Raw genomic sequence first — 19,272 nt, 5'->3', positions numbered from 1 at the left:
CACTTTATAAACCTTGTTCTTCTTTTTTAGATTGCCTTCAGCATAAACAGACAACTAAGGCTGGCGAAATTCTACATTTTCAATAACGAAACTCTGCCTCAACTTTAGCTTTAATTTCCAATCTGCCTGGTTCGATTGGGGTGGTAGGACTGTCAGTGGAAATACCTAATACGACTGGTCGATGCTCCCTATCTTCACGCCTCGAAATTTCCTTCAAAGAATATGGCACAGAACTAATGCTTATTCCTAACTCTTGTGCTATTATGCTGGCTTTTACTTGAGCACTTTCCACAGCACGTTTGAGCGCTTCTTGATAATATCGATCTTCATTTACTACGGTTAATTGAATGTTACGAACGATATTTGAACCATGATCAACAACGATATCAACAATCAGCCCAACCTTATCAATTGGTTCAATGATAACCTGTAGCAAATTAGTTACGCGATAACCTCTAAAAATTTGAACGCCTTCCTTATAGTCATACTCTATATCCATGCGGTATTCATGGGTTTGAATCTTGTCACGAGGTATATTCTCTTGAAGTAGTGCATTAATTACGTTGTTTGTAGATTCAGCATTCTCACTTTGTGCTTTTTGAAGGTTTGAATCTTCTGTTACAACACCTAAGATAACTACGGCTTGATCTGGTTCAACAGACACAATACCATCGCCTGTTACTAGTAGTGAATGATCAAGCTGTCGTACTTGTGAATCGGATCTTATGTAAGGATTGGCATAATACATCACATTCACCTCTTTCCTGTTATAACTTCTTTTACTTCTACTTTACTCGGTATATGGTGAATACATTCGATGATTGAGGAGATAAATTTTTTAGTAATGGATAAAAAGATAATATTCATCTAACGAATAATGCGGTGGCACTTACAGATACAAATAATCAACATTGGACGTAAGGGAAGTACGAAACCCACTTTTACATAGAAACCTGTATATTACTATTGATCAGTATTGTTTCAGAAGAATAGGGAATATTAAAGCAAACATTTAGTAATATTATTTATAAAAGGATTGATGGTCTATGGAAGTAGATAACTCACAACTAACAGCAGCGGAAATGGGAAAACTTTGGGCAGTTTATACTGGAAATACGATGGGGAAGTGTGTACTTAGCTACTATCTTAAACATGTGGATGATGTGGATATTAAAAAAGTTTTAGAACAAGGTTTTAATTTATCTCATTCACTCAATCAAGATATCAAACCAATATTTAATCAGGCGAACTTTCCTATCCCAGTTGGATTTACCGATGATGACGTTAACTTAGATGCACCAAGGTTATTTCAAGATGAGTTTTATCTTCATTATTTGAAATATTTAGGGAAAGCGGGAATGAGTATTTATAGCGCTGCTATCCCTTTGGTTACCAGGATTGATGTAAGAAACTTTTTTCTTAATGCTCTTAGTGAAACTGCCCAATTAATGGCTGACGTCGATGACGTGTTAATATTAAAAGGAAAATTAATGAATTCACCGACTATACCCGTTCCTGAAAAAGTTGATTTTATTAAAAAACAACATTTTTTGAATGGTTTTTTTGGAGACGTTCGTCCTCTCCATGGATTAGAAATGGCTCACCTTTATGGTAACATTAACAACGATATTACAAGTAAAGCGCTTATTATTGGCTTTAGTCAGGGAGCAAGAAATGAAAAAGTTAGAACGTATTTAGAAAGAGGAAAGAATATCAATCAAAAACATATTGAAATGTTTTCAAGCAAATTAACTAAAAATAATGTTCCTGCACCATCACTTTTAGACCATTTAGTAACGACATCAATTACACCAGCGTTCTCAGATAAACTGATGGTTTATCATAAAATAGATATGTTCTCCATGAAAATCAGAGAGTATGCCAATGGTGCTTCACTGAATGGAAGAAGAGATGTCGGATCATTGTATGGACGTTGTTTAATGGATGTATCACTATATGTAGAAGACGGCGCTAATATTATGATTGACAATGGTTGGATGGAACAACCACCAGAAGCGGTTAACAGAGAAGATCTGTCTTCAAAAGAATAGTAATAAATGCTACACTTAGTTGAAAGTTTAACAAGATAATATAAAAACAGAACGCTTGGATTTAATATTGAACTGCACCTCAATTGTTGGACACAATCTAACAATTGGAGTGCAGTTTTTTTAGTCAATTCTCCACGGTATCGGAACTACTTACACCAAATACCCTGTTCTCTTTAATTAATCAATGATTGTAATGGAGCAGGGATTCTGCCACCACGTTGAATTAATTTATCAGAAGAAAACTGGTTCACCCCAATAATTGGGGCACGGCCAAGTAAACCGCCGAATTCAACTGTTTCTCCTTCTTCTTTACCAATTACAGGAATTACCCGTACAGCGGTTGTTTTTTTATTGATCATCCCAATTGCAGCCTCATCTGCAATAATGGCAGACAATGTCTCGGGACTAGCTTTTCCTTCTAATGCGATCATATCTAATCCAACTGAACAGACACATGTCATCGCCTCTAATTTGGAAAGATTTAAGGCTCCTTCTTCAATACCACGGATCATGCCGTTATCCTCACTAACTGGAATAAACGCACCACTTAATCCGCCGACATACGAACTTGCCATTGCTCCACCTTTTTTAACTGCATCATTCATTAATGCTAAGGCTGCGATCGTACCGTGTGTTCCTACACGTTCGAGGCCGATTTCTTCTAGAATTTCAGCAACACTATCGTTCATCGCATTAGTAGGTGCAAGGGAAAGGTCCATAATTCCAAAAGGTACATTTAAACGATCAGCAACGACACGTCCGATTAACTCTCCAGCTCTTGTAATTTTAAAAGCTGTGTTTTTAATTACGTCAGAAACTTCACCTAAATCCGCATCTGGGTAGCGCCTTAACGCATTAAGTACAACTCCTGGGCCACTTACCCCAACGCTTAAGACTGATTCACCTTCTCCAGCACCATGAAACGCTCCAGCCATAAATGGGTTATCCTCAACAGGGTTACAGAAGACAACTAACTTGGCACAACCAATACTGTTATCGACTTTGGTTAGTGTAGCTGTTTTTTGAATGATATGTCCCATTTGAGCTACAGCATCCATATTAATACCAGTTCTGGTCGTTGCAACAGAGATCGAAGAACAAACACGCTCTGTATTACTTAAAGCCTCAGGTAAAGCATCAAGTAATACTTGATCCCCTTTAGAAATACCTTTATGTACTAAAGCTGAAAATCCGCCGATAAAGTCTACTTCTAATGTTTGTGCTGCCTTGTCTAACGTTTTAGCAAGTTCAATTGCTTGTTCTTTCGTTGCATTACCTAATAGTTCAGCAGCAGGGGAAATGGCAATTCGTTTATTAATAATCGGAACTCCATATTCTTTTGCCACTTGATTAGCAGTGGATTGTAAGTCTTTCGCATAACTGGTGATCTTTTCATAAACTTTTTGTTTTACTATTTCAAAATCATGGTCAGCACAATCTCGTAAGCTAATTCCCATTGTCACCGTACGAATATCAAGGTGTTCCATCTCTACCATACGTATCGTTTCTTGTATTTCGGTAAAAGCTATTGGCATCAGTTTCCCTCCTTAGACACGATGCATTGCTTGAAAGACATCTTCTAGTTGAATGTTGATTTTCAAACCTAATTCTTGTTCGACAGGCTTGAATTTTTCTTGTAAAGTCTCGAGATTACTTGGATCATTAATTTCAATCAACATGATCATTGTAAAAAAACCTTGTAAAATGGTCTGGCTAATATCTAAAATATTGATCTTATTTTCTGATATGACAGTCGTTACTTTGGCAATGATTCCTACCTGGTCTTTGCCAACCACACTGACTACAGCTCGTTTTTGCATTAATGTCACCTCATTTTTTATTGTTAAGTTTTTGACAATAAGTCTCACTTTATTATACCCAAAGCTTCCTTTTTTGCTAAATCATACAGCATCGCATAAAATAAAAGGGAATGCATGACGAGAGGAGCTTACATATGAAAAAGGATTTACAACTGATTGCCTTGGATATGGATGGAACCTTGTTAGGTAATGACCATCTAGTGTCAGAAACGAACAAAGAAGCCATTATAAAAGCACGGGAAAAAGGTGTAGAAGTGATTATTTCTACAGGAAGACATTATCAAACAAGCTCTGATATTGCAAAAGAATTGGATATCCATTATTTGATAACGGTAAATGGCAGTGAAATTTGGACAATGACTGGCGATTTAATTGCCCGTCAAACACTTGATGCACGAATCATTGAGAAACTTGTATCTTTAAAAGAAGAACACCAAACATGGGCATGGCTTTCTTCAACAAATCAAATATGGCGAGGAGAAGTGCCAGAAGATATTTTAGCACATGAATGGTTAAAATTCGGCTTTGATACGAAAGATCCAGAGACAAAAGGGAAGATTATGAAAACAATTGAAAGTTGGGAAGAAATTGAGTTAAGTAACTCGAGTCCAACAAATATTGAAGTCAATGCTGTAGGCGTCAATAAAGCAGCAGCGATCGAAGTCGTGTGTGAACGAATAGGAATTAATATGTCCCAGGTAATGGCGATGGGAGACAGTTTAAATGATATCAAAATGATCGAAAAAGCTGGATTAGGAGTCGCGATGGGGAATGCACAGGAAGAAGTCAAAGAAGTAGCTGACTTTGAGACGGCAACAAACGACCAAGATGGAGTAGCAAAAGCTATTGAAAAATGGGTATTGTAAGATATAATGTAGAAATTTTCAGAAAATTAGTGGCTATTACTTGCAGTGCTCAAGTCGTTATAATAACTTAGTATATGGAGTGAATTTTTCAGATCACTACAGTAATATTCGATTTCGTGCTAAAATAGACATTGGAATCATACATAGTGATAAAAGAAAAGGAGCGAATAAAAGAATGGCAAAACAACAATTTGGTGTGATAGGTCTTGCTGTTATGGGTAAAAACCTTGCGCTTAACGTGGAAAGCAGAGGATACTCTGTAGCAGTATTTAACAGAACTTATCAAAAAACAGAAGACTTTTTAAATAATGAAGCAAAAGGTAAAAACTTTGTTGGGGCAGAAACAATCGAAGAATTTGTAGATTCTTTAGAAAAACCTCGTAAGATCATGCTTATGGTACAAGCAGGTCCAGCAACAGATGCAACGATTGCTTCACTTAAACCACTTCTTGATAAAGGAGATATTTTGATCGACGGTGGTAACACGTTCTTCAAAGATACTATGCGTCGTAACGCAGAGTTAGACGAATCCGGTATCCACTTTATCGGAACTGGTGTATCTGGTGGGGAAGAAGGGGCACTTAAAGGACCTTCTATTATGCCAGGTGGACAAAAAGAAGCTTACGATAAGGTAGCGCCAATTTTTGAAGCAATTTCTGCAAAAGTTGAAGGAGATCCATGTGTAACATACATTGGACCAAACGGTGCTGGTCACTATGTAAAAATGGTACACAACGGTATCGAGTATGGAGATATGCAATTAATCTGTGAAGCATATTTCATTATGAAGAATGTGCTAGGATTAAGTGCAGAAGAATTACATGAAGTATTTGGTGAGTGGAACAAAGGTGAGTTAGACAGTTACCTTATCGAAATTACAACAGATATCTTTAAGAAAAAAGATAAAGAAACAGGTAAACCAATGGTAGATGTCATCCTTGATACCGCTGGTCAAAAAGGTACAGGTAAATGGACAAGCCAAAGCTCATTAGACTTAGGTGTACCATTACCAGTTATCACAGAATCTGTTTTTGCACGTTTCATATCTGCAATGAAAGAAGAACGTGTGGCAGCAAGCAAAGTATTACAAGGACCATCTGCTGGAGACAAGCCATATGAAGGTGACAAGGATGAACTTATCGAAGCTATCCGTAAAGCACTTTATATGAGTAAAATTGTTTCTTATGCACAAGGTTTCGCACAAATGCGTGCTGCATCTGAAGAAAATGATTGGAACCTACGTTATGGAGATATCTCTATGATCTTCCGCGGTGGATGTATCATTCGTGCACAATTCTTACAAAAAATTAAAGAAGCATATGATCGCGATCCAGCACTTGCGAACCTATTGCTTGATCCATACTTTAAAGAAATCGTGGAAAGCTATCAAACATCACTACGTAAAGTACTTTCTATTGCAATGGAACGTGGTATTCCAGTACCAGGCTTTGCTAGTGCATTAGCTTATTATGACAGCTATCGTACAGAAACTTTACCTGCAAACCTATTGCAAGCACAACGCGACTACTTCGGTGCCCACACTTATCAACGTGTAGACAAAGAAGGCGTGTTCCATACAGAATGGTTAGAAGATTAATAATCAAAAATCCCTCTTGCTTTTTGACAAGAGGGATTTTTTTTACGTGCAAATCAGAAATAGGGTATCTCGAGGACAAAAGATCACTAAAAAAGAGAAAAGAGTCTTCGAGAACGGCTCTCAAGGACAAAAGATAATAAATATCAGAGAACTTGTCTTCGAGTAGGAATACAAAATGATACAAAGTTTCTATGGGAATTCAGGATATAAGTCACATACTTGGAGCTTCATCAAACAGAAGCACTCTTGCGGGCGCCGCTTCGGTTCCGACTAATTTTAAGGGTGCTGCCACCATAAAATATTCTCCTGGTTCCACAGTTTTTAATCGTAGACCTTCCACTATAATAATGTCATTTCGAAACAACTTGCGGTGTGTGGGGTTCCCTTCTTGGCTTCGCTCGATCCCTAATGTATCAATACCGATACCTTCAATCCCTTTTTCCACTAAGTAATCTGCACCATCTTCTTTTAAATAAATAAAGTTAAAGTCAAAATTCTCACTAGCATGATATGAATTTTTCGTTTTACATAAAAGGAAATCACCATCTTCTATCGTATGCGCTTCCAAATCAGATCGAGTGATACCATCTTCCGCCTTTTCTAAATCGATTACTTTCACTTTTCTAACAAGTCGTTCTAATTGTATGGTTTCAAAAGTGTCTGCACCATTGATCATATGTAATGGCGCATCGATATGGGTGCCTGTGTGCAGGCCAATTGTAGCTGTAGTGTCTGTGACATGATCAAATGTTTGCGTATCAAAAATTGGTTTCTTACTTTCAATGTCTTCCCAGACTTGCATGTTAGGGTAGACATTCATTGAAATATCATAACATTTCATCTAAATTCCTCCTTCTTTGATAGGAAAAAAGCAACCAATCAACATTACATTGACTGATTGCTCCTGACTTGATTATTCTGGAGTTACGTCCCACCATTCGAAACCATCTTTGTTTAATAAAAGATCTGCTTCGTCTGGACCGTTTGATCCTGATGTATAGTTAGGGAAGTCAGCTTTTTTCTTAGACCATGCATTGGCAATTACATCGACAAACTTCCAAGATAAAGCAACTTCATCCCAGTGAGTAAAGTTAGTAGAATCACCGCGCATACAGTCATGCAATAAGATTTCGTATGCTTCAGGTGTATTCATTTTATCTTCTGAATTATTGTCATAGCTTAATGTAATTGGTGTAGATGACGCATTGTAGTCACCTTTCTTCGCATTAACATGTAACGTAATACCTTCATGTGGTTGTACGTGAATCACTAATAGGTTTGATTTCGTTTCATGTTCTTTGCCATAGTAAAGGTTCATTGGTAAGTCTTTAAACTCTACTACGATTTCCGTTGATTTATGTTTCATACGTTTTCCGGTACGGATGTAGAATGGAACACCAGCCCAACGGAAGTTATCAATCATTAATTTCGCTGCGACAAATGTATCTGTATTAGACTCAGGGTCTACGCCGTTACCTTCACGGTAAGCAGGCAAGTCTTCGCCATTTACATTACCTTTGTCGTATTGGCCGCGAACGAAGTAGTCATCGACCTCCGTTTCGTTCAAATCACGTAATGCACGCAATACTTTTACTTTTTCACCGCGTATTTCTTCTGGTGTTAATTTGATTGGCGGATCCATCGCGATTAATGCCAGCATTTGCAACATGTGGTTTTGTACCATATCTTTTAATGCACCTGCACCATCATAATAGCGTCCACGCTCTTCAACACCAAGAGTCTCACTTGATGTAATTTGGATGTTAGAAATATATTGATTATTCCATAATGGTTCAAATAAAGCATTGGCAAAACGGATAACTTCGATGTTTTGTACCATCTCTTTCCCAAGATAGTGGTCGATACGATAAATTTGATCCTCCGTAAATGCTTCACGAATTTGGTCATTCAGCTCTTTGGCTGACTGGTAATCATGACCGAATGGTTTTTCGATAACTAAGCGTGTCCAGCCTTTAGTTGTTGTTAAACCTTCAGTTTTAAGATTAGCTGCAAGTGTTCCGAAGAAATTAGGCGCCATAGAGAAATAGAATAGGCGATTACCATCTGTTTCATGCTTGCCATCTAATTCTTTAATTAATGTTTCCAATTCTTGATAGTGTTCAAGGTCTTGGATATCAAATGGATTGTAGTGGAAGTGACTTGCGAATTCATCTTTGTCAATATGTGGATCATCAAAATTATTGATTGATTCTTTTACTTTGTCACGAAATACGTCATTTGTCCAAGGTCGTCTTGCTACACCAATTACGGCAAAATTATCAGATAACTTTCCATTTCGATAAAGCCTGTAAATGGAAGGGTAAAGTTTTCTGTTTGCCAGATCCCCTGTTGCACCAAAAATCACTATTACTGCTTTTGGATTATTCGTTGTCATTGACTTTAACTACCTTTCTACTTGTTTATTTACGAGTTAAACGCATATGTGTCACGATATGCTTATAATCATGAAATGAACTAAAAACAGCTTACTCTAACTATATTACCATGTTAAATACTTCTGTTAAATTATTTAACATGATAACATACAAATAACTGCTAAGTCTTTTTTGTCATAAATATATACTATCATTTATTATGAAAATGACAAATGAAATACTTGGAATATTCAAAAAATTTAGGAGGATATCATGGATAGATATAAAGGATTTTTAATTGATCTAGATGGGACAGTCTATAAAGGAACCGAAAAAATTATCGAAGCGATTGAGTTTGTTAAAGAGTTAGAACGTAGGGGGTTGCCATATCTTTTTTTAACGAATAATTCCACCAAACATCCTAGTGATGTATCGAAAAAGTTAGTTGATATGGGAGTGCCGAGTACAACCGAGCATGTTTTTACAACAAGTATGGCAACAGCAAGCTATATAAAGGAACAAAAGGCAGGTGCGAAGGTCTATCCTGTTGGGGAAGAAGGGTTACATATGGCTCTAGAAGAATGTGGCTTGGAAATTGTTGATGAAGGTGCGGATTTTGTCGTAATGGGATTGGATCGAACCATTAACTATGAAAAATTAGCAAAAGGGGCACTGAATATTCGGGCTGGAGCAAAGTTTGTAGCGACTAATGGTGATGTCGCATTGCCGACCGAGCGTGGATTTTTGCCTGGCGCTGGTTCGTTAATTTCTGTGTTATCCGTCACTACGGGTGTAGAGCCAAAATTTATTGGAAAACCAGAATCGATTATCGTTGAGCAGGCGATTGAAGTATTAGGAACCCCAAAAGAAGAAACATTAATGGTTGGAGATAATTATGCGACAGATATTTTGGCCGGGATAAATGCTGGTATTGATTCATTGTTGGTACATACTGGCGTAACGACAAAAGAAGATCTCAAAGAAATTGAAAAGCAGCCTACGTTTTCAATAGACAGCTTGGCTGAATGGATTTTTGATGAGTAAAAAAATTATGAGCCGTTTTGGTAACGGCTCATTTGTTCCCTTTCGCGCGATTAGTGATCAGTACACCAAATATAACGAATAACGCCCCAATCACTTGAATCAATGTCAGTTGTTCCCCTAAAAATATAACCGCACCGATCATGGTGAAGACTGGGATGAGATTAAGAAAAACAGATGCCCGTGAGGGACCAATTGCTTCAATTCCTTTATTATAGGCAAGTAATGCTATAAGTGAAGGGAATATCCCTAAATACAACAGTCCTGAAATAACCTTCCAAGACCAGTTAATCGTTTGGATTTGTCCAACTTCAATGGTCATTAATGGGATGAAAATAATAAGAGATACAACAGCCATTACCAGTAATGCACCGTAAGTAGGGAATTTCCATGTATGCTGTTTGATAAAAATCGAATAAAACGCCCACGTAATCATGGCGAGAATCATAATTAAATCGCCACTGTTAAATTGTAAATTCATTATAATCTCCAGTGAACCTTTCGTAATGACAAAAAACACACCGAATAAAGAAATCAGTACTCCTATCATTTGCTTTCGTGAAAAGCGTTCTTTAAACAATAAAAAAGTAAGGATTAAAGTAAAAATTGGTGCAGTTGCTTCGACAATACCTGCATTAATCGAAGTAGTATAATTTAATGCCAAATATACGAATATATTAAATAGTACAAGGCCGGTAGCTGATAATGCAAGAATTGCTTTCCATTCTTTTTTCCATAACGCCTTATTATTTTTCCATTCTCGATAGCCAAACGGAATGATGACTATTACAGCTACAATATAACGAAAGAAAGACAATGTAATCGGAGGTATTTCCTGAGCAACAGGTTTCCCGACAATTAAGTTTCCTGCATAAAATATCGCTGCTAATATTAAAAGAAGATAAGCCTTCATGATTCCACCTCCAACAGAGGGAATCATAACACTTTTTGATTGAAGAAGAAAGGGGAGAGTCTGATATTAGACTTGAATTGGAAAATATTGATATTATGTATATGAGTCTACTAATGTGTCCCGGAAGGAGTTTACTATGAAGGGTGAAAGATTAAATTCTTTCTTTTATATATTATCAGTTCTATTTATTTTACTAGTTGGCTGTAATAAGAGTGTGAATGAGGATTTATCAGAATCTGATTATGGAGAAATACCTGAACAAGACGATATTGAAATGAAACTAGATAAAAATATCTAATCTGCAATTGACCAGATGTCACTAGAGATAATTAACAATAGATCTTCTACTTTAAACTTAAGTGTTCCATATTATGTTGAACAATATATAGAAGGCTCATGGTATCAAATTCCGTTTGAAAACAATCATGATTTTATAATGACTGGTATTATACTGGAACCTAATGAATCCTACACCCAGAATATTTCCATCAAACAATTTGATCTTTCTTCAGGAAAATATAGAGTGGTGAAACCTATAAGCGAAAAATTAATTTTGGCAGAGGAATTTGAGATTGAATAGAATCTCTTCTTATAAAAAAGAAGCATCAAATTGTTTTACAATTCAATGCTCCAATTATCTATACATTTTAAAAGATTGTCCGCTACGTAATAAGAATTATTTTGATCTAATTTCCTGTCGCATAAATAGTAAATAAGAGATCGCAAAACAAATTAAAGTTGCTGCAATTAAACCTGTTAATTGTGGCCAAATTAACATTAAGCTTTGACTTAATGGCAGAGGCCCAGCAATTGCTCCTGTAGTTTGTTCAACTGTTAATGGCCCTAAACTTCGGACAGATGGTGACAAAAGGGTTGTCGTTGATTCAGTAAATAAATAATTAGGAGACAATCGCATTAGATTAAGGACGATTCCTTGTTTGCTAACGGCATCAGCCATGTTTGAAATGCTGGCAGGATTCAAAATCGATTTCGACAACAATTGGACGATCATCGAATAAAAAATGTTAAAGAAAATCCAGACAGCAATCGCAGCTAATGCTGAAGTTGCAGGTTGTTTAAATCGTACCGAGAATACGATCCCAAGATTCAGCCAAAAAGCAATATAGGCAATACACAAAACCAGGAAGCAAAGAATACGTAAAAATTCTTCCCCTGTTGGTGGAATACCAAGAATCAATATCCCTAGTGCCATAACCATAAATCCTAACGCAACAAAAAGTACAGCATTTAATAGTAAAGCCGCTGCGAATTTTGCATTTAGTACATAATCACGCGGGATAGGCTGTGCCATAAGTCTGCTTAGTGTGCCTTTGTTACGTTCAGAGTTAATAGCATCAAAGCCAAGTGCAATCCCTAATAGTGGACCTAAAAACGAAACAAAGGTAATAAAAGATGGTAAGGTTCCATCAGAAATTGTGAATAGTTTTAAGAAAAGGAAGGAGCTTTTGGCGATCTCTTTCGCTTCTTTATTAGCATCAATAGCATCCTGAATCGAAATGATTGCAGTATATAAAGAACCGACACATGTAAGAACGATCAAAGCTAACATGATAATGATACGCCAACTAGTGATATAATCGGTAAATTCCTTGCGAACAATCGCTTGAAAGGCTTCGATATTATCGTTTGATCGCACTTCTCGTCTCCAATCAGGAAGCCACTTTTTAAGCACTTGAAGCTTCTCCATCTCCAGCACCTCCTTCAAAGTATCGATGATAGATTTCATCTAAGCCGTAATTTTTCTTTTTAATATAATATAAATCAGCACCAGCCTCGATGACTGTTCTAGCTACGGCAGAAGATATGTCTGTTTCACCATAGATTTCTAATTGTTCCTGTTTTTGTTCAACTCGATTAACTCCTTTTAACGACTGTAATTGTTCATTTAACTTGCCATCAATTGGTGAAACTTTGGCATAGACAACAAAAGAGTCATCAAAGAATAATTGTTTTGCTAAACTTTCGACATTACCTTCTGCCAGTAATTTTCCTTCGACGAAGATACCTACTCGGTCACAAATTTGTTGTACCTGATGGAGTTGGTGAGAGGAAAGAAGTACCGTAATTCCTTCCTCCTTGTTTAGTCGTTTAATTAAAGCGAGTAATTCACGTACCCCCTCTGGATCGATCCCTAATGTAGGTTCATCGAGTATGATCACTTCAGGATCTTTCATTAAGACGTCAGCTAACCCCAAACGCTGACGCATTCCTCGAGAATACTTTCCTGCTTTTTTGTCAGCTGATTCAGTTAGTCCGACTTTTGCTAATAGATCTTTTGCCCGTTCTTCTGCTATGCGACGTGGAATCGCATTAAGGCTGGCAGTGAAAAGTAAATTTTCGTATCCTGTCATTTGCTCGTAAAAACCAAGATCGTCTGGTAAATAACCGACCCGTTTTTTGACGGCGAGTGGGTTAGTTGTCGAGTTCATTCCACATACTTGGATGCTGCCACCAGTTGGTTCACTTAAACCTAACATCATCAGAATAGAAGTTGATTTTCCCGCACCGTTAGGACCTAGTAAACCAAAAATTTCACCTTTATTAATGGTTAATGTCAGTTCATTTACCGCATATTGTTCATCATATTTTTTGGAGATACGATCGAGTTGAATAATAGGTTCAACCATGAATTATCTCCTCCCGTATTTTCTAATGATAAAGTATAGTCCGCCAATTACCGCTACGATGATTAATACACCAATAATCCCCCATAAAGTTGACGTTTTTACCGATACACGGAAATCCGCGTCAGAAGATGTTTCAGCTGTTTTTGCTGTGAAGGTTGTGACATAATCGCCGGCAATGGCATCATCTGGTGCAGTCAACGTTGCTTGAATCGTCTTCGATTTACCTGCTTCTAATGTAGCAATGGAACTTTCGCTAAATTCAGATTCCCAATTTGGCGGAGTGGAAGCAGAAATCGATATATCGTTAAGCGTTGCTGTTCCGGTATTCTCGATTACAAGATCAAAAGTTCGGTCATTTCCGGCTGTAACATCACCACTTAGGTTCCCGTCCGGTGTTGAGAGAGAGAGCTTATAGGAACCTGTTATCACGGCTTCCAGTGTAAGATCAGCTGATGTAGAACTAGTTGCAGCACGGACTGGTATTTCATACGTATCAGCTTTCACGCTGGTTGGAGGAGTTACATCAACCGTGATATCTTTTGATCCGTTTGGTTCTAATGTGACAGAAGTTACGTTTTTACCATCTGCTTTAAATTGGACGCCCCAGCCTTCACCTGCTCCGGCAGATAAAGCATATGTCTGTTCATCCGCTGTTCGGTTCCGTAATGTCGCAGTATATGAGAAAGTGGCGTCAGCATGTCCTTCCATATTGGGTTGTTCAGAAGTGAACTCTGAAGTAAATGTACCTTCCTCAGTTACTTTTGTAACAAATGGTAATTCTGCATTTGCATCCCCATTTCCATCAGCAACTAGTTCGAATGAATAATCAGCTTTTTCAACTTCAAGTGGAACCGTTACTTCTAAAGAAATTTGCTGCTCATTATTCCCTCGGATCGATAGCTGACTAATATCATTTCCTCCTGCAGTTAAGGAATAATCCCAGCCCTCCGGCAGATTATTTACATCAAAAGATACATTCTGAATAGAAGAATTGTCATTAATTACGGTGACATCATATGATAGTGTTTCACCAGGTGTAACAGAAAGACCGGTGTACGGTGTGTACAACGTTAATCCTCCAGCTGCAAACACACTATTAATTGGAGTGAAAAGAGATAAAAACAGTAAAATGGTTAGCGAGATCGCTAATTTTTTACGAAGCATTTTTTATTCCCCCTATATTTATTGTTATTCATCAAGTGATACGGAGGAAAAAAGATTTTGGATTTGTCATTTTCAAAAAAATTTGTAAAATAGAAATTAAAAAGGGAAGGGGCGATAAATGTGGATGATTATTTGTTGTTGGAAAAAATGCGTGTAGGTAGTCAAGAGGCATTCGATCAATTCTATCAACGATATCATCAATATATTTTTCGAATTGCCTATAAAGTACTTGCTAATCGCCCGGAAGCAGAAGACATCACACAGGAAGTATTTATTGAGATCTATCAAAAGTGCGATCAGTATCAAGGCTCAAGGGGCAGTGTCAAAGCCTGGGTCGCTGTCAAAACAAGATCCAGAGCAATTGACAGGTTACGGAAAAAACCAGAAATGTTAGCAAATAAATTGGAGGATATCATTTCCAATTCTAGTCCGGCAGCAGACCAAGTTGTTATTGGAAATATGGAAAAAGATATATTGCAGGCAGCACTTAAAAAGCTTCCGTTTGCACAGCAACAAGCTATTTTTCATATGTATTATAGCCAATTTACCCAAAAAGAAATTGCATTAAAAACGAATCGACCACTTGGTTCGGTGAAATCATCGATTCGTTATGGATTACAAAACTTAAAAAAACAAAAATCATTACTGCGCTGGATTGGTTCTGGTGGAGGTGACAAATAACCATGGAAGAAAAACATTTACCTGAGGAAAAATTGGTTGATTACTTAGAAGGTCATGTATCAGAATCAGAAGTTCAAGGCATAGAACGTCATTTAGATAATTGCGCGAAGTGTCAGCAAACATTAGCATTTTGGCAGGAAATATTAGAAGTGGATGAAGAGCTTCAGCCTTCAGCCCAATTAAAAGAAAAAATAGATCAATCCTTACATCGAGAGCGCTCACTGAAGCAACGTGTATTCAAATGGAAAAAACCTTTGTTTGGATTAACTGGTGTTATCGTTGTATTTATTCTTTTCTTTAGTTTGACTGATTTTTGGAATGTACAGAATACGGTGTCACCGGAATATGAAGTATATCAAAATCAAGATATTATCAGTGACCAAGTGTTTATCGATAATCCGGTTGTAGAAAAACAGCCGATTAAACCGTATGAAGATTTTGCTGGTATTGAAGGAATGGTCTGGATTAACCCGCAAACACAAGAAATATTGTTAGAAGTGGAAGGCTTAAACGGTTTATATAATAACGATCATCAAATTTGGATAATTGATAAGGCTGGAAATATTAATGGAGATCTTGTTATGGTAGAGAACGGATCAGCTCGGATATTATACCGTCTAGAAGACTTATCCGATTTCCGGTTTATGAAAGGAAGTGTAGAACCACCAGGGGGAAGCCACAAGCCAACAGGACCAGAAACGTTCTACGTAGACATTGAAGAATAAAGCTGAAGGTGAATATTCTGAATGTGGATAAGTAAAAAATAGCTGAGGAAAGATGCGAAGATCGCGTCTTTCCTCAGCGTTAGTCAATACAAATTTATTATTTCTTTACTTTCTCAAGCTCGAACACATCCTCTAATTTCTCACTCAAAAACTGATGTGCATCTCTTACACCTTGATTATAAAAAGTAGGGGCAATCTCAAGCATAAAAAAATCAAGTATAAATCCAGCTTCTAAATTTCCCAGTTCTTCCTGTCGTTCAGCAGCAAAATAATCCTGAATAGCAATAATCATTTCATCGCGCATCTCTTTTGATATAGAAAAAGGTGTCTTCATGGAAAAACTCCTTTCGTTTTTCCCTATTATAACAGACTATTTAGCCGCTTTTTGTAATTTCTGAATCATTTTTAACGAACGTCCTGTACCAACCGCAACAGATTCCAAAGGGTTAGAAGCCAAATGTACGGGCACATCATTGATTTCATTAGATAGCCAGTGCTGCATACCTTTTAACAATGCACCGCCACCAGTAATAGTAATACCCTGATCCACAATATCTCCACTTAATTCAGGCGGGCAACTTTCGAGCGTTTCTGTAATTGCATGTAAAATCGATTCTAAAACTTCCTTGAAGGCATAGTGAACCTCAGAGGCACGAAGGTTAACCACTTTTGGTAAGCCTGTTACAAGATCACGGCCTCTGACATCCATTTCTTCATCAGGCTCTTCACTATATGCATAACCGATTTCTATTTTTACTTTTTCAGCGGTACTTTCCCCGATCAGAACATTGTGCTGACGTTTCACATACTGGATAATTTCTTCATCCATGTGGTCACCACCAACACGAACAGACCTGCTGGCAACAACACCACCGAACGATATAATACCTACTTCACTCGTACCACCACCAATATCAACAATCATACTAGCCTGTGGCTCTGCTACTGGTAAGTCTGCACCAATTGCTGCTGCAACCGGTTCTTCAATAAGGTGTACTTCTTTTGCGCCAAAGCTTTTGACCGCATTGTCAATTGCTCTACGTTCCACTGCGGTACTTCCTGATGGCGTACAAACAACAACACTCGGCTTACGTGTGGATATTCCAGCTTTTTTACTTACTTTTTTTAGGAAGGCTTTAAGCATTTGCGTCGTCATATCAAAATCTGCGATGACACCGTCTTTTAATGGGCGGATAGGCACAATATTTCGTGGTGTTTTTCCGATCATATTTTTAGCTTCATTACCAACTGCGACTACTTGGTTAGTTCTTGTGTCGACAGCAACGACAGAAGGTTCATTCAAGATAATGCCTTTATTTTTTGTATATATAAGGATATTGGCTGTTCCTAAATCTATTCCAATTTCTGTATTTGAAAACATGATGTTACCTCCAATTAAGTATAATCTCTTTCTATAGTTATTCTATTTTCCATGAAGAATTATGACGGTAGATGACGTGGAGGATTTTAACAATTTTATTACAAGAAAAAAGAGTTTAAATCCGAGCTAGATAAAAGCTGTGAACTAGTGAAAATTTGTCTTGGTATAGCTTCCTCACGTTCTGATTAATGATGAGTGCTAGGAAATGCTCCGGCAGAATACTGCGCTTTCCATGGGCACGGCCTCAGCTTCCTCGGAAAGCAAAGATCGCTTTCCTGCGGGATCTTCAGCTCGTGCGCATCCCTGGAGTCTCCGTATTCTGCCTCCGCTAATTTTAGTGTTTTAATAATTGAAAGAATAGAACCCATGTATATGTATTCTTTGTATTTTTTGTCACTTTATCAGAACACTATTCTAAGCTGCGGAAAAATGCGACACTCCTGGGGGAATAGCGCGAGCTAAAGATCCACTTGGTAAAGTGCTTGTCTTTACCAAGTTAGCTGAAGCCGTGCCCCCGGAAAGGGAGTGTTTTTTCGCAGCGATGATCAAGAACTCAGCAATAATAGAATGAAAGTAAGCAAGTGTTAAAAGAAGTAGGATGATGTGCACAATTAAATACTTTTTATTTATAGATTGTTTTAGACAATTTCCCCTGATATGCAACAAAAAAACAGGTCGATCACTCGACCTGTTGGTATCTTAATTATTTTCTTTTTCATCTAATAAATTTGCGAGGATGTGTGTTTTGAATTTTTCGATTTTTCTGCCTTCAATATGACGCACACCTTTTTCTTTTAATTTTTCTACATACCAACCTTTGCTTCCTACGTGCATCGCTCAACACCCCTTACTATAAATTTTGCAGGTGCCATTCTAACATCTGTAAAATTCATTGAAAAGAGGTTATCGTTAATTCTTTAGTTAATTTTTTGTATAATGGTTATAAGTAAGCTGATAAAGGAGTTTTGCACGTGTCATATAGAGTCATATCCTTAAATGTAGGAAAGCCGACAGTACATCAATTGAGTGGACAGGAAATTAAAACAGGCTTTATTAAAACGTCTACTCATCAACCAAATTATTTAACCGTCACAGGCTTTGAAAACGACGGACAAGCGGATCTTAAAAACCATGGTGGAGAAGAAAAGGCGTTATTAATGTATCCAAAAGATCATTATTCATTTTGGGAAAATAAGTACCAGCAGGAGTTTACATACCCTGCTTTTGGAGAAAATATAACGATTGACGGTTTAAAAGAAAATGATCTTTATATTGGAGATATTTTTCAACTTGGTGAGGCAGAAATTCAAGTTTCACAACCAAGACAGCCTTGTTATAAAATCGCTAAAGTCCACGGTCTGAAAGATATTCCTGCTATTGTAACGGAAACAGGCTACAGTGGTTATTACTTTCGAGTTCTAAAAGAAGGTTTAGTTAAGCCGACAGATCGATTAGTTAAAGTAAAGGAAGATCCACAACAGGTATCCCCAGTTGATGTATTCCATTGTTTGTTCCATGACCGGGAAAATAGGGGAAGAATGGAAAAGTATCTAGAAATAGAGGCATTAGCACCTAATGTCAAAAGGACTTTAATAAAACGAATCGAAAAGTTAGGATGATACAGGATGGACGTATTTTCACAGCTTGCGGAAGAACGAATTAAACAAGCAATCCAAGATGGTGACTTTGAAGATATAAAAGGAAAGGGTAAACCACAAAAGAAGGATCCGCTAGAACATGTCCCGGCAGAGTTGCGGATGGGTTATCGTATTATGAAAAATAGTGGTTACCTGCCTGAAGAAGTGCAAATTAATAAAGAATTGGCTTCATTAAGAGATTTGTTAAAGTTATGTACGGATGATCAAGACAAAAAAAGAATTGAGAAACGAATTACAGAAAAAGAATTACAGTTTCAATTGCTGTTAGAAAAAAGAAACATAAAACAAACCTCATCATACAAAAGATATAGCAGTAAAATAAATCGATTATTTTAACGGAAAATGTAGAAAA

At 37.3% G+C, this 19,272-nt stretch carries 22 protein-coding genes; 10 read left to right on the top strand and 12 right to left on the bottom strand.

Annotation, left to right across the window (positions count from 1 at the left end):
• Nucleotides 1-79: 79 nt before the first annotated feature.
• The gene (locus tag ACTWP4_RS19790; RefSeq protein WP_443130518.1) at nucleotides 80-748 is read right to left on the bottom strand and encodes an SIMPL domain-containing protein; all 669 of its coding nucleotides are present in this window, start codon (nucleotides 746-748) and stop codon (nucleotides 80-82) included.
• Nucleotides 749-1,046: 298 nt separating this feature from the next.
• Here ACTWP4_RS19790 and ACTWP4_RS19785 point away from each other — a divergent pair, with 298 nt between their 5' ends.
• Nucleotides 1,047-2,051 carry a DUF3231 family protein gene (locus ACTWP4_RS19785; protein WP_443130517.1) on the top strand — a complete coding sequence of 335 codons (1,005 nt, stop codon included), beginning with the start codon at nucleotides 1,047-1,049 and terminating at the stop codon, nucleotides 2,049-2,051.
• Nucleotides 2,052-2,224: 173 nt separating this feature from the next.
• Here ACTWP4_RS19785 and ACTWP4_RS19780 read toward each other — a convergent pair whose 3' ends face one another.
• Both ACTWP4_RS19780 and ACTWP4_RS19775 read right to left on the bottom strand, forming a co-directional pair.
• Nucleotides 2,225-3,586, bottom strand: coding sequence for a PFL family protein (locus tag ACTWP4_RS19780; protein ID WP_443130516.1), 1,362 nt, complete (start codon nucleotides 3,584-3,586; stop codon nucleotides 2,225-2,227).
• A 12-nt stretch (nucleotides 3,587-3,598) separates the two neighbouring features.
• Nucleotides 3,599-3,871: an ACT domain-containing protein gene (locus tag ACTWP4_RS19775; protein ID WP_443130515.1), complete on the bottom strand. Its 273-nt coding sequence runs from the start codon at nucleotides 3,869-3,871 to the stop codon at nucleotides 3,599-3,601.
• A gap of 134 nt (nucleotides 3,872-4,005) precedes the next feature.
• Between ACTWP4_RS19775 and ACTWP4_RS19770 the strand changes: the two genes are divergently transcribed.
• Together ACTWP4_RS19770 and gndA are read left to right on the top strand one after the other, a co-directional pair.
• The gene (locus ACTWP4_RS19770) at nucleotides 4,006-4,737 is read left to right on the top strand and encodes a Cof-type HAD-IIB family hydrolase (protein ID WP_443130514.1); all 732 of its coding nucleotides are present in this window, start codon (nucleotides 4,006-4,008) and stop codon (nucleotides 4,735-4,737) included.
• A 175-nt stretch (nucleotides 4,738-4,912) separates the two neighbouring features.
• Nucleotides 4,913-6,334, top strand: a complete 1,422-nt coding sequence (gndA, locus tag ACTWP4_RS19765; protein WP_443130513.1) for an NADP-dependent phosphogluconate dehydrogenase — start codon at nucleotides 4,913-4,915, stop codon at nucleotides 6,332-6,334.
• Nucleotides 6,335-6,545: 211 nt separating this feature from the next.
• On the opposite strand, the gene ACTWP4_RS19760 is transcribed toward gndA, so the two are convergent.
• Both ACTWP4_RS19760 and zwf read right to left on the bottom strand, forming a co-directional pair.
• Nucleotides 6,546-7,175: a cyclase family protein gene (locus tag ACTWP4_RS19760; protein WP_443130512.1), complete on the bottom strand. Its 630-nt coding sequence runs from the start codon at nucleotides 7,173-7,175 to the stop codon at nucleotides 6,546-6,548.
• A 72-nt stretch (nucleotides 7,176-7,247) separates the two neighbouring features.
• Nucleotides 7,248-8,729 carry a glucose-6-phosphate dehydrogenase gene (zwf, locus tag ACTWP4_RS19755; protein WP_443130511.1) on the bottom strand — a complete coding sequence of 494 codons (1,482 nt, stop codon included), beginning with the start codon at nucleotides 8,727-8,729 and terminating at the stop codon, nucleotides 7,248-7,250.
• Nucleotides 8,730-8,982: 253 nt separating this feature from the next.
• Here zwf and ACTWP4_RS19750 point away from each other — a divergent pair, with 253 nt between their 5' ends.
• A complete protein-coding gene (locus ACTWP4_RS19750; protein ID WP_443130510.1) occupies nucleotides 8,983-9,753 on the top strand; it encodes a TIGR01457 family HAD-type hydrolase in 771 nt (256 codons plus the stop codon).
• Between the two features lie 28 nt (nucleotides 9,754-9,781).
• Here ACTWP4_RS19750 and ACTWP4_RS19745 read toward each other — a convergent pair whose 3' ends face one another.
• Nucleotides 9,782-10,663, bottom strand: a complete 882-nt coding sequence (locus ACTWP4_RS19745) for a DMT family transporter (RefSeq protein WP_443130509.1) — start codon at nucleotides 10,661-10,663, stop codon at nucleotides 9,782-9,784.
• A gap of 136 nt (nucleotides 10,664-10,799) precedes the next feature.
• Here ACTWP4_RS19745 and ACTWP4_RS19740 point away from each other — a divergent pair, with 136 nt between their 5' ends.
• Together ACTWP4_RS19740 and ACTWP4_RS19735 are read left to right on the top strand one after the other, a co-directional pair.
• Nucleotides 10,800-10,961, top strand: coding sequence for a hypothetical protein (locus tag ACTWP4_RS19740; RefSeq protein ID WP_443130508.1), 162 nt, complete (start codon nucleotides 10,800-10,802; stop codon nucleotides 10,959-10,961).
• 15 nt (nucleotides 10,962-10,976) lie between these two features.
• Nucleotides 10,977-11,243 (top strand): immunoglobulin-like domain-containing protein, encoded by a 267-nt coding sequence (locus ACTWP4_RS19735; protein WP_443130507.1) that lies wholly within the window; start codon nucleotides 10,977-10,979, stop codon nucleotides 11,241-11,243.
• Between the two features lie 96 nt (nucleotides 11,244-11,339).
• Here ACTWP4_RS19735 and ACTWP4_RS19730 read toward each other — a convergent pair whose 3' ends face one another.
• From ACTWP4_RS19730 to ACTWP4_RS19720, 3 genes are read right to left on the bottom strand one after another with little or no spacing between them, the layout of a single operon-like run.
• Nucleotides 11,340-12,371 carry an ABC transporter permease gene (locus ACTWP4_RS19730; protein WP_443130506.1) on the bottom strand — a complete coding sequence of 344 codons (1,032 nt, stop codon included), beginning with the start codon at nucleotides 12,369-12,371 and terminating at the stop codon, nucleotides 11,340-11,342.
• A complete protein-coding gene (locus tag ACTWP4_RS19725; RefSeq protein WP_443130505.1) occupies nucleotides 12,349-13,311 on the bottom strand; it encodes an ABC transporter ATP-binding protein in 963 nt (320 codons plus the stop codon). The genes ACTWP4_RS19730 and ACTWP4_RS19725 overlap by 23 nt, the downstream gene beginning before the upstream one ends.
• Nucleotides 13,312-13,314: 3 nt before the next feature.
• Entirely contained in the window at nucleotides 13,315-14,475 is a 1,161-nt protein-coding gene (locus tag ACTWP4_RS19720) for a COG1470 family protein (protein WP_443130504.1), read from the bottom strand.
• 120 nt (nucleotides 14,476-14,595) lie between these two features.
• On the opposite strand from ACTWP4_RS19720, the gene ACTWP4_RS19715 reads away from it, so the two are divergent.
• Together ACTWP4_RS19715 and ACTWP4_RS19710 are read left to right on the top strand one after the other, a co-directional pair.
• Nucleotides 14,596-15,156, top strand: a complete 561-nt coding sequence (locus ACTWP4_RS19715; RefSeq protein ID WP_443130503.1) for an RNA polymerase sigma factor — start codon at nucleotides 14,596-14,598, stop codon at nucleotides 15,154-15,156.
• A gap of 2 nt (nucleotides 15,157-15,158) precedes the next feature.
• Nucleotides 15,159-15,881 (top strand): zf-HC2 domain-containing protein, encoded by a 723-nt coding sequence (locus ACTWP4_RS19710; RefSeq protein WP_443130502.1) that lies wholly within the window; start codon nucleotides 15,159-15,161, stop codon nucleotides 15,879-15,881.
• Nucleotides 15,882-15,978: 97 nt separating this feature from the next.
• Here the strand turns inward: ACTWP4_RS19710 and ACTWP4_RS19705 are convergent, their stop codons facing one another.
• The 3 genes from ACTWP4_RS19705 to ACTWP4_RS19695 form a co-directional block, all read right to left on the bottom strand.
• Entirely contained in the window at nucleotides 15,979-16,215 is a 237-nt protein-coding gene (locus ACTWP4_RS19705; RefSeq protein ID WP_443130501.1) for a DUF2164 domain-containing protein, read from the bottom strand.
• A gap of 36 nt (nucleotides 16,216-16,251) precedes the next feature.
• Nucleotides 16,252-17,262: a rod-share determining protein MreBH gene (gene mreBH / locus ACTWP4_RS19700; RefSeq protein ID WP_443130500.1), complete on the bottom strand. Its 1,011-nt coding sequence runs from the start codon at nucleotides 17,260-17,262 to the stop codon at nucleotides 16,252-16,254.
• Between the two features lie 699 nt (nucleotides 17,263-17,961).
• The gene (locus ACTWP4_RS19695; protein WP_443130499.1) at nucleotides 17,962-18,096 is read right to left on the bottom strand and encodes a YflJ family protein; all 135 of its coding nucleotides are present in this window, start codon (nucleotides 18,094-18,096) and stop codon (nucleotides 17,962-17,964) included.
• Nucleotides 18,097-18,233: 137 nt separating this feature from the next.
• On the opposite strand from ACTWP4_RS19695, the gene ACTWP4_RS19690 reads away from it, so the two are divergent.
• On the top strand, nucleotides 18,234-18,881 hold the full coding sequence (locus ACTWP4_RS19690; RefSeq protein WP_443130498.1) for an MOSC domain-containing protein: 648 nt from the start codon (nucleotides 18,234-18,236) through the stop codon (nucleotides 18,879-18,881).
• Nucleotides 18,882-18,887: 6 nt separating this feature from the next.
• Nucleotides 18,888-19,256: a J-domain-containing protein gene (locus ACTWP4_RS19685; protein ID WP_443130497.1), complete on the top strand. Its 369-nt coding sequence runs from the start codon at nucleotides 18,888-18,890 to the stop codon at nucleotides 19,254-19,256.
• Nucleotides 19,257-19,272 lie beyond the last annotated feature (16 nt).

This window comes from Gracilibacillus sp. D59, assembly GCF_052246695.1.
Lineage (GTDB): Bacteria > Bacillota > Bacilli > Bacillales > Amphibacillaceae > Gracilibacillus.
Note: the sequence above shows the minus strand (reverse complement) of the source record. Positions and strands in the feature narration are given on the sequence as shown.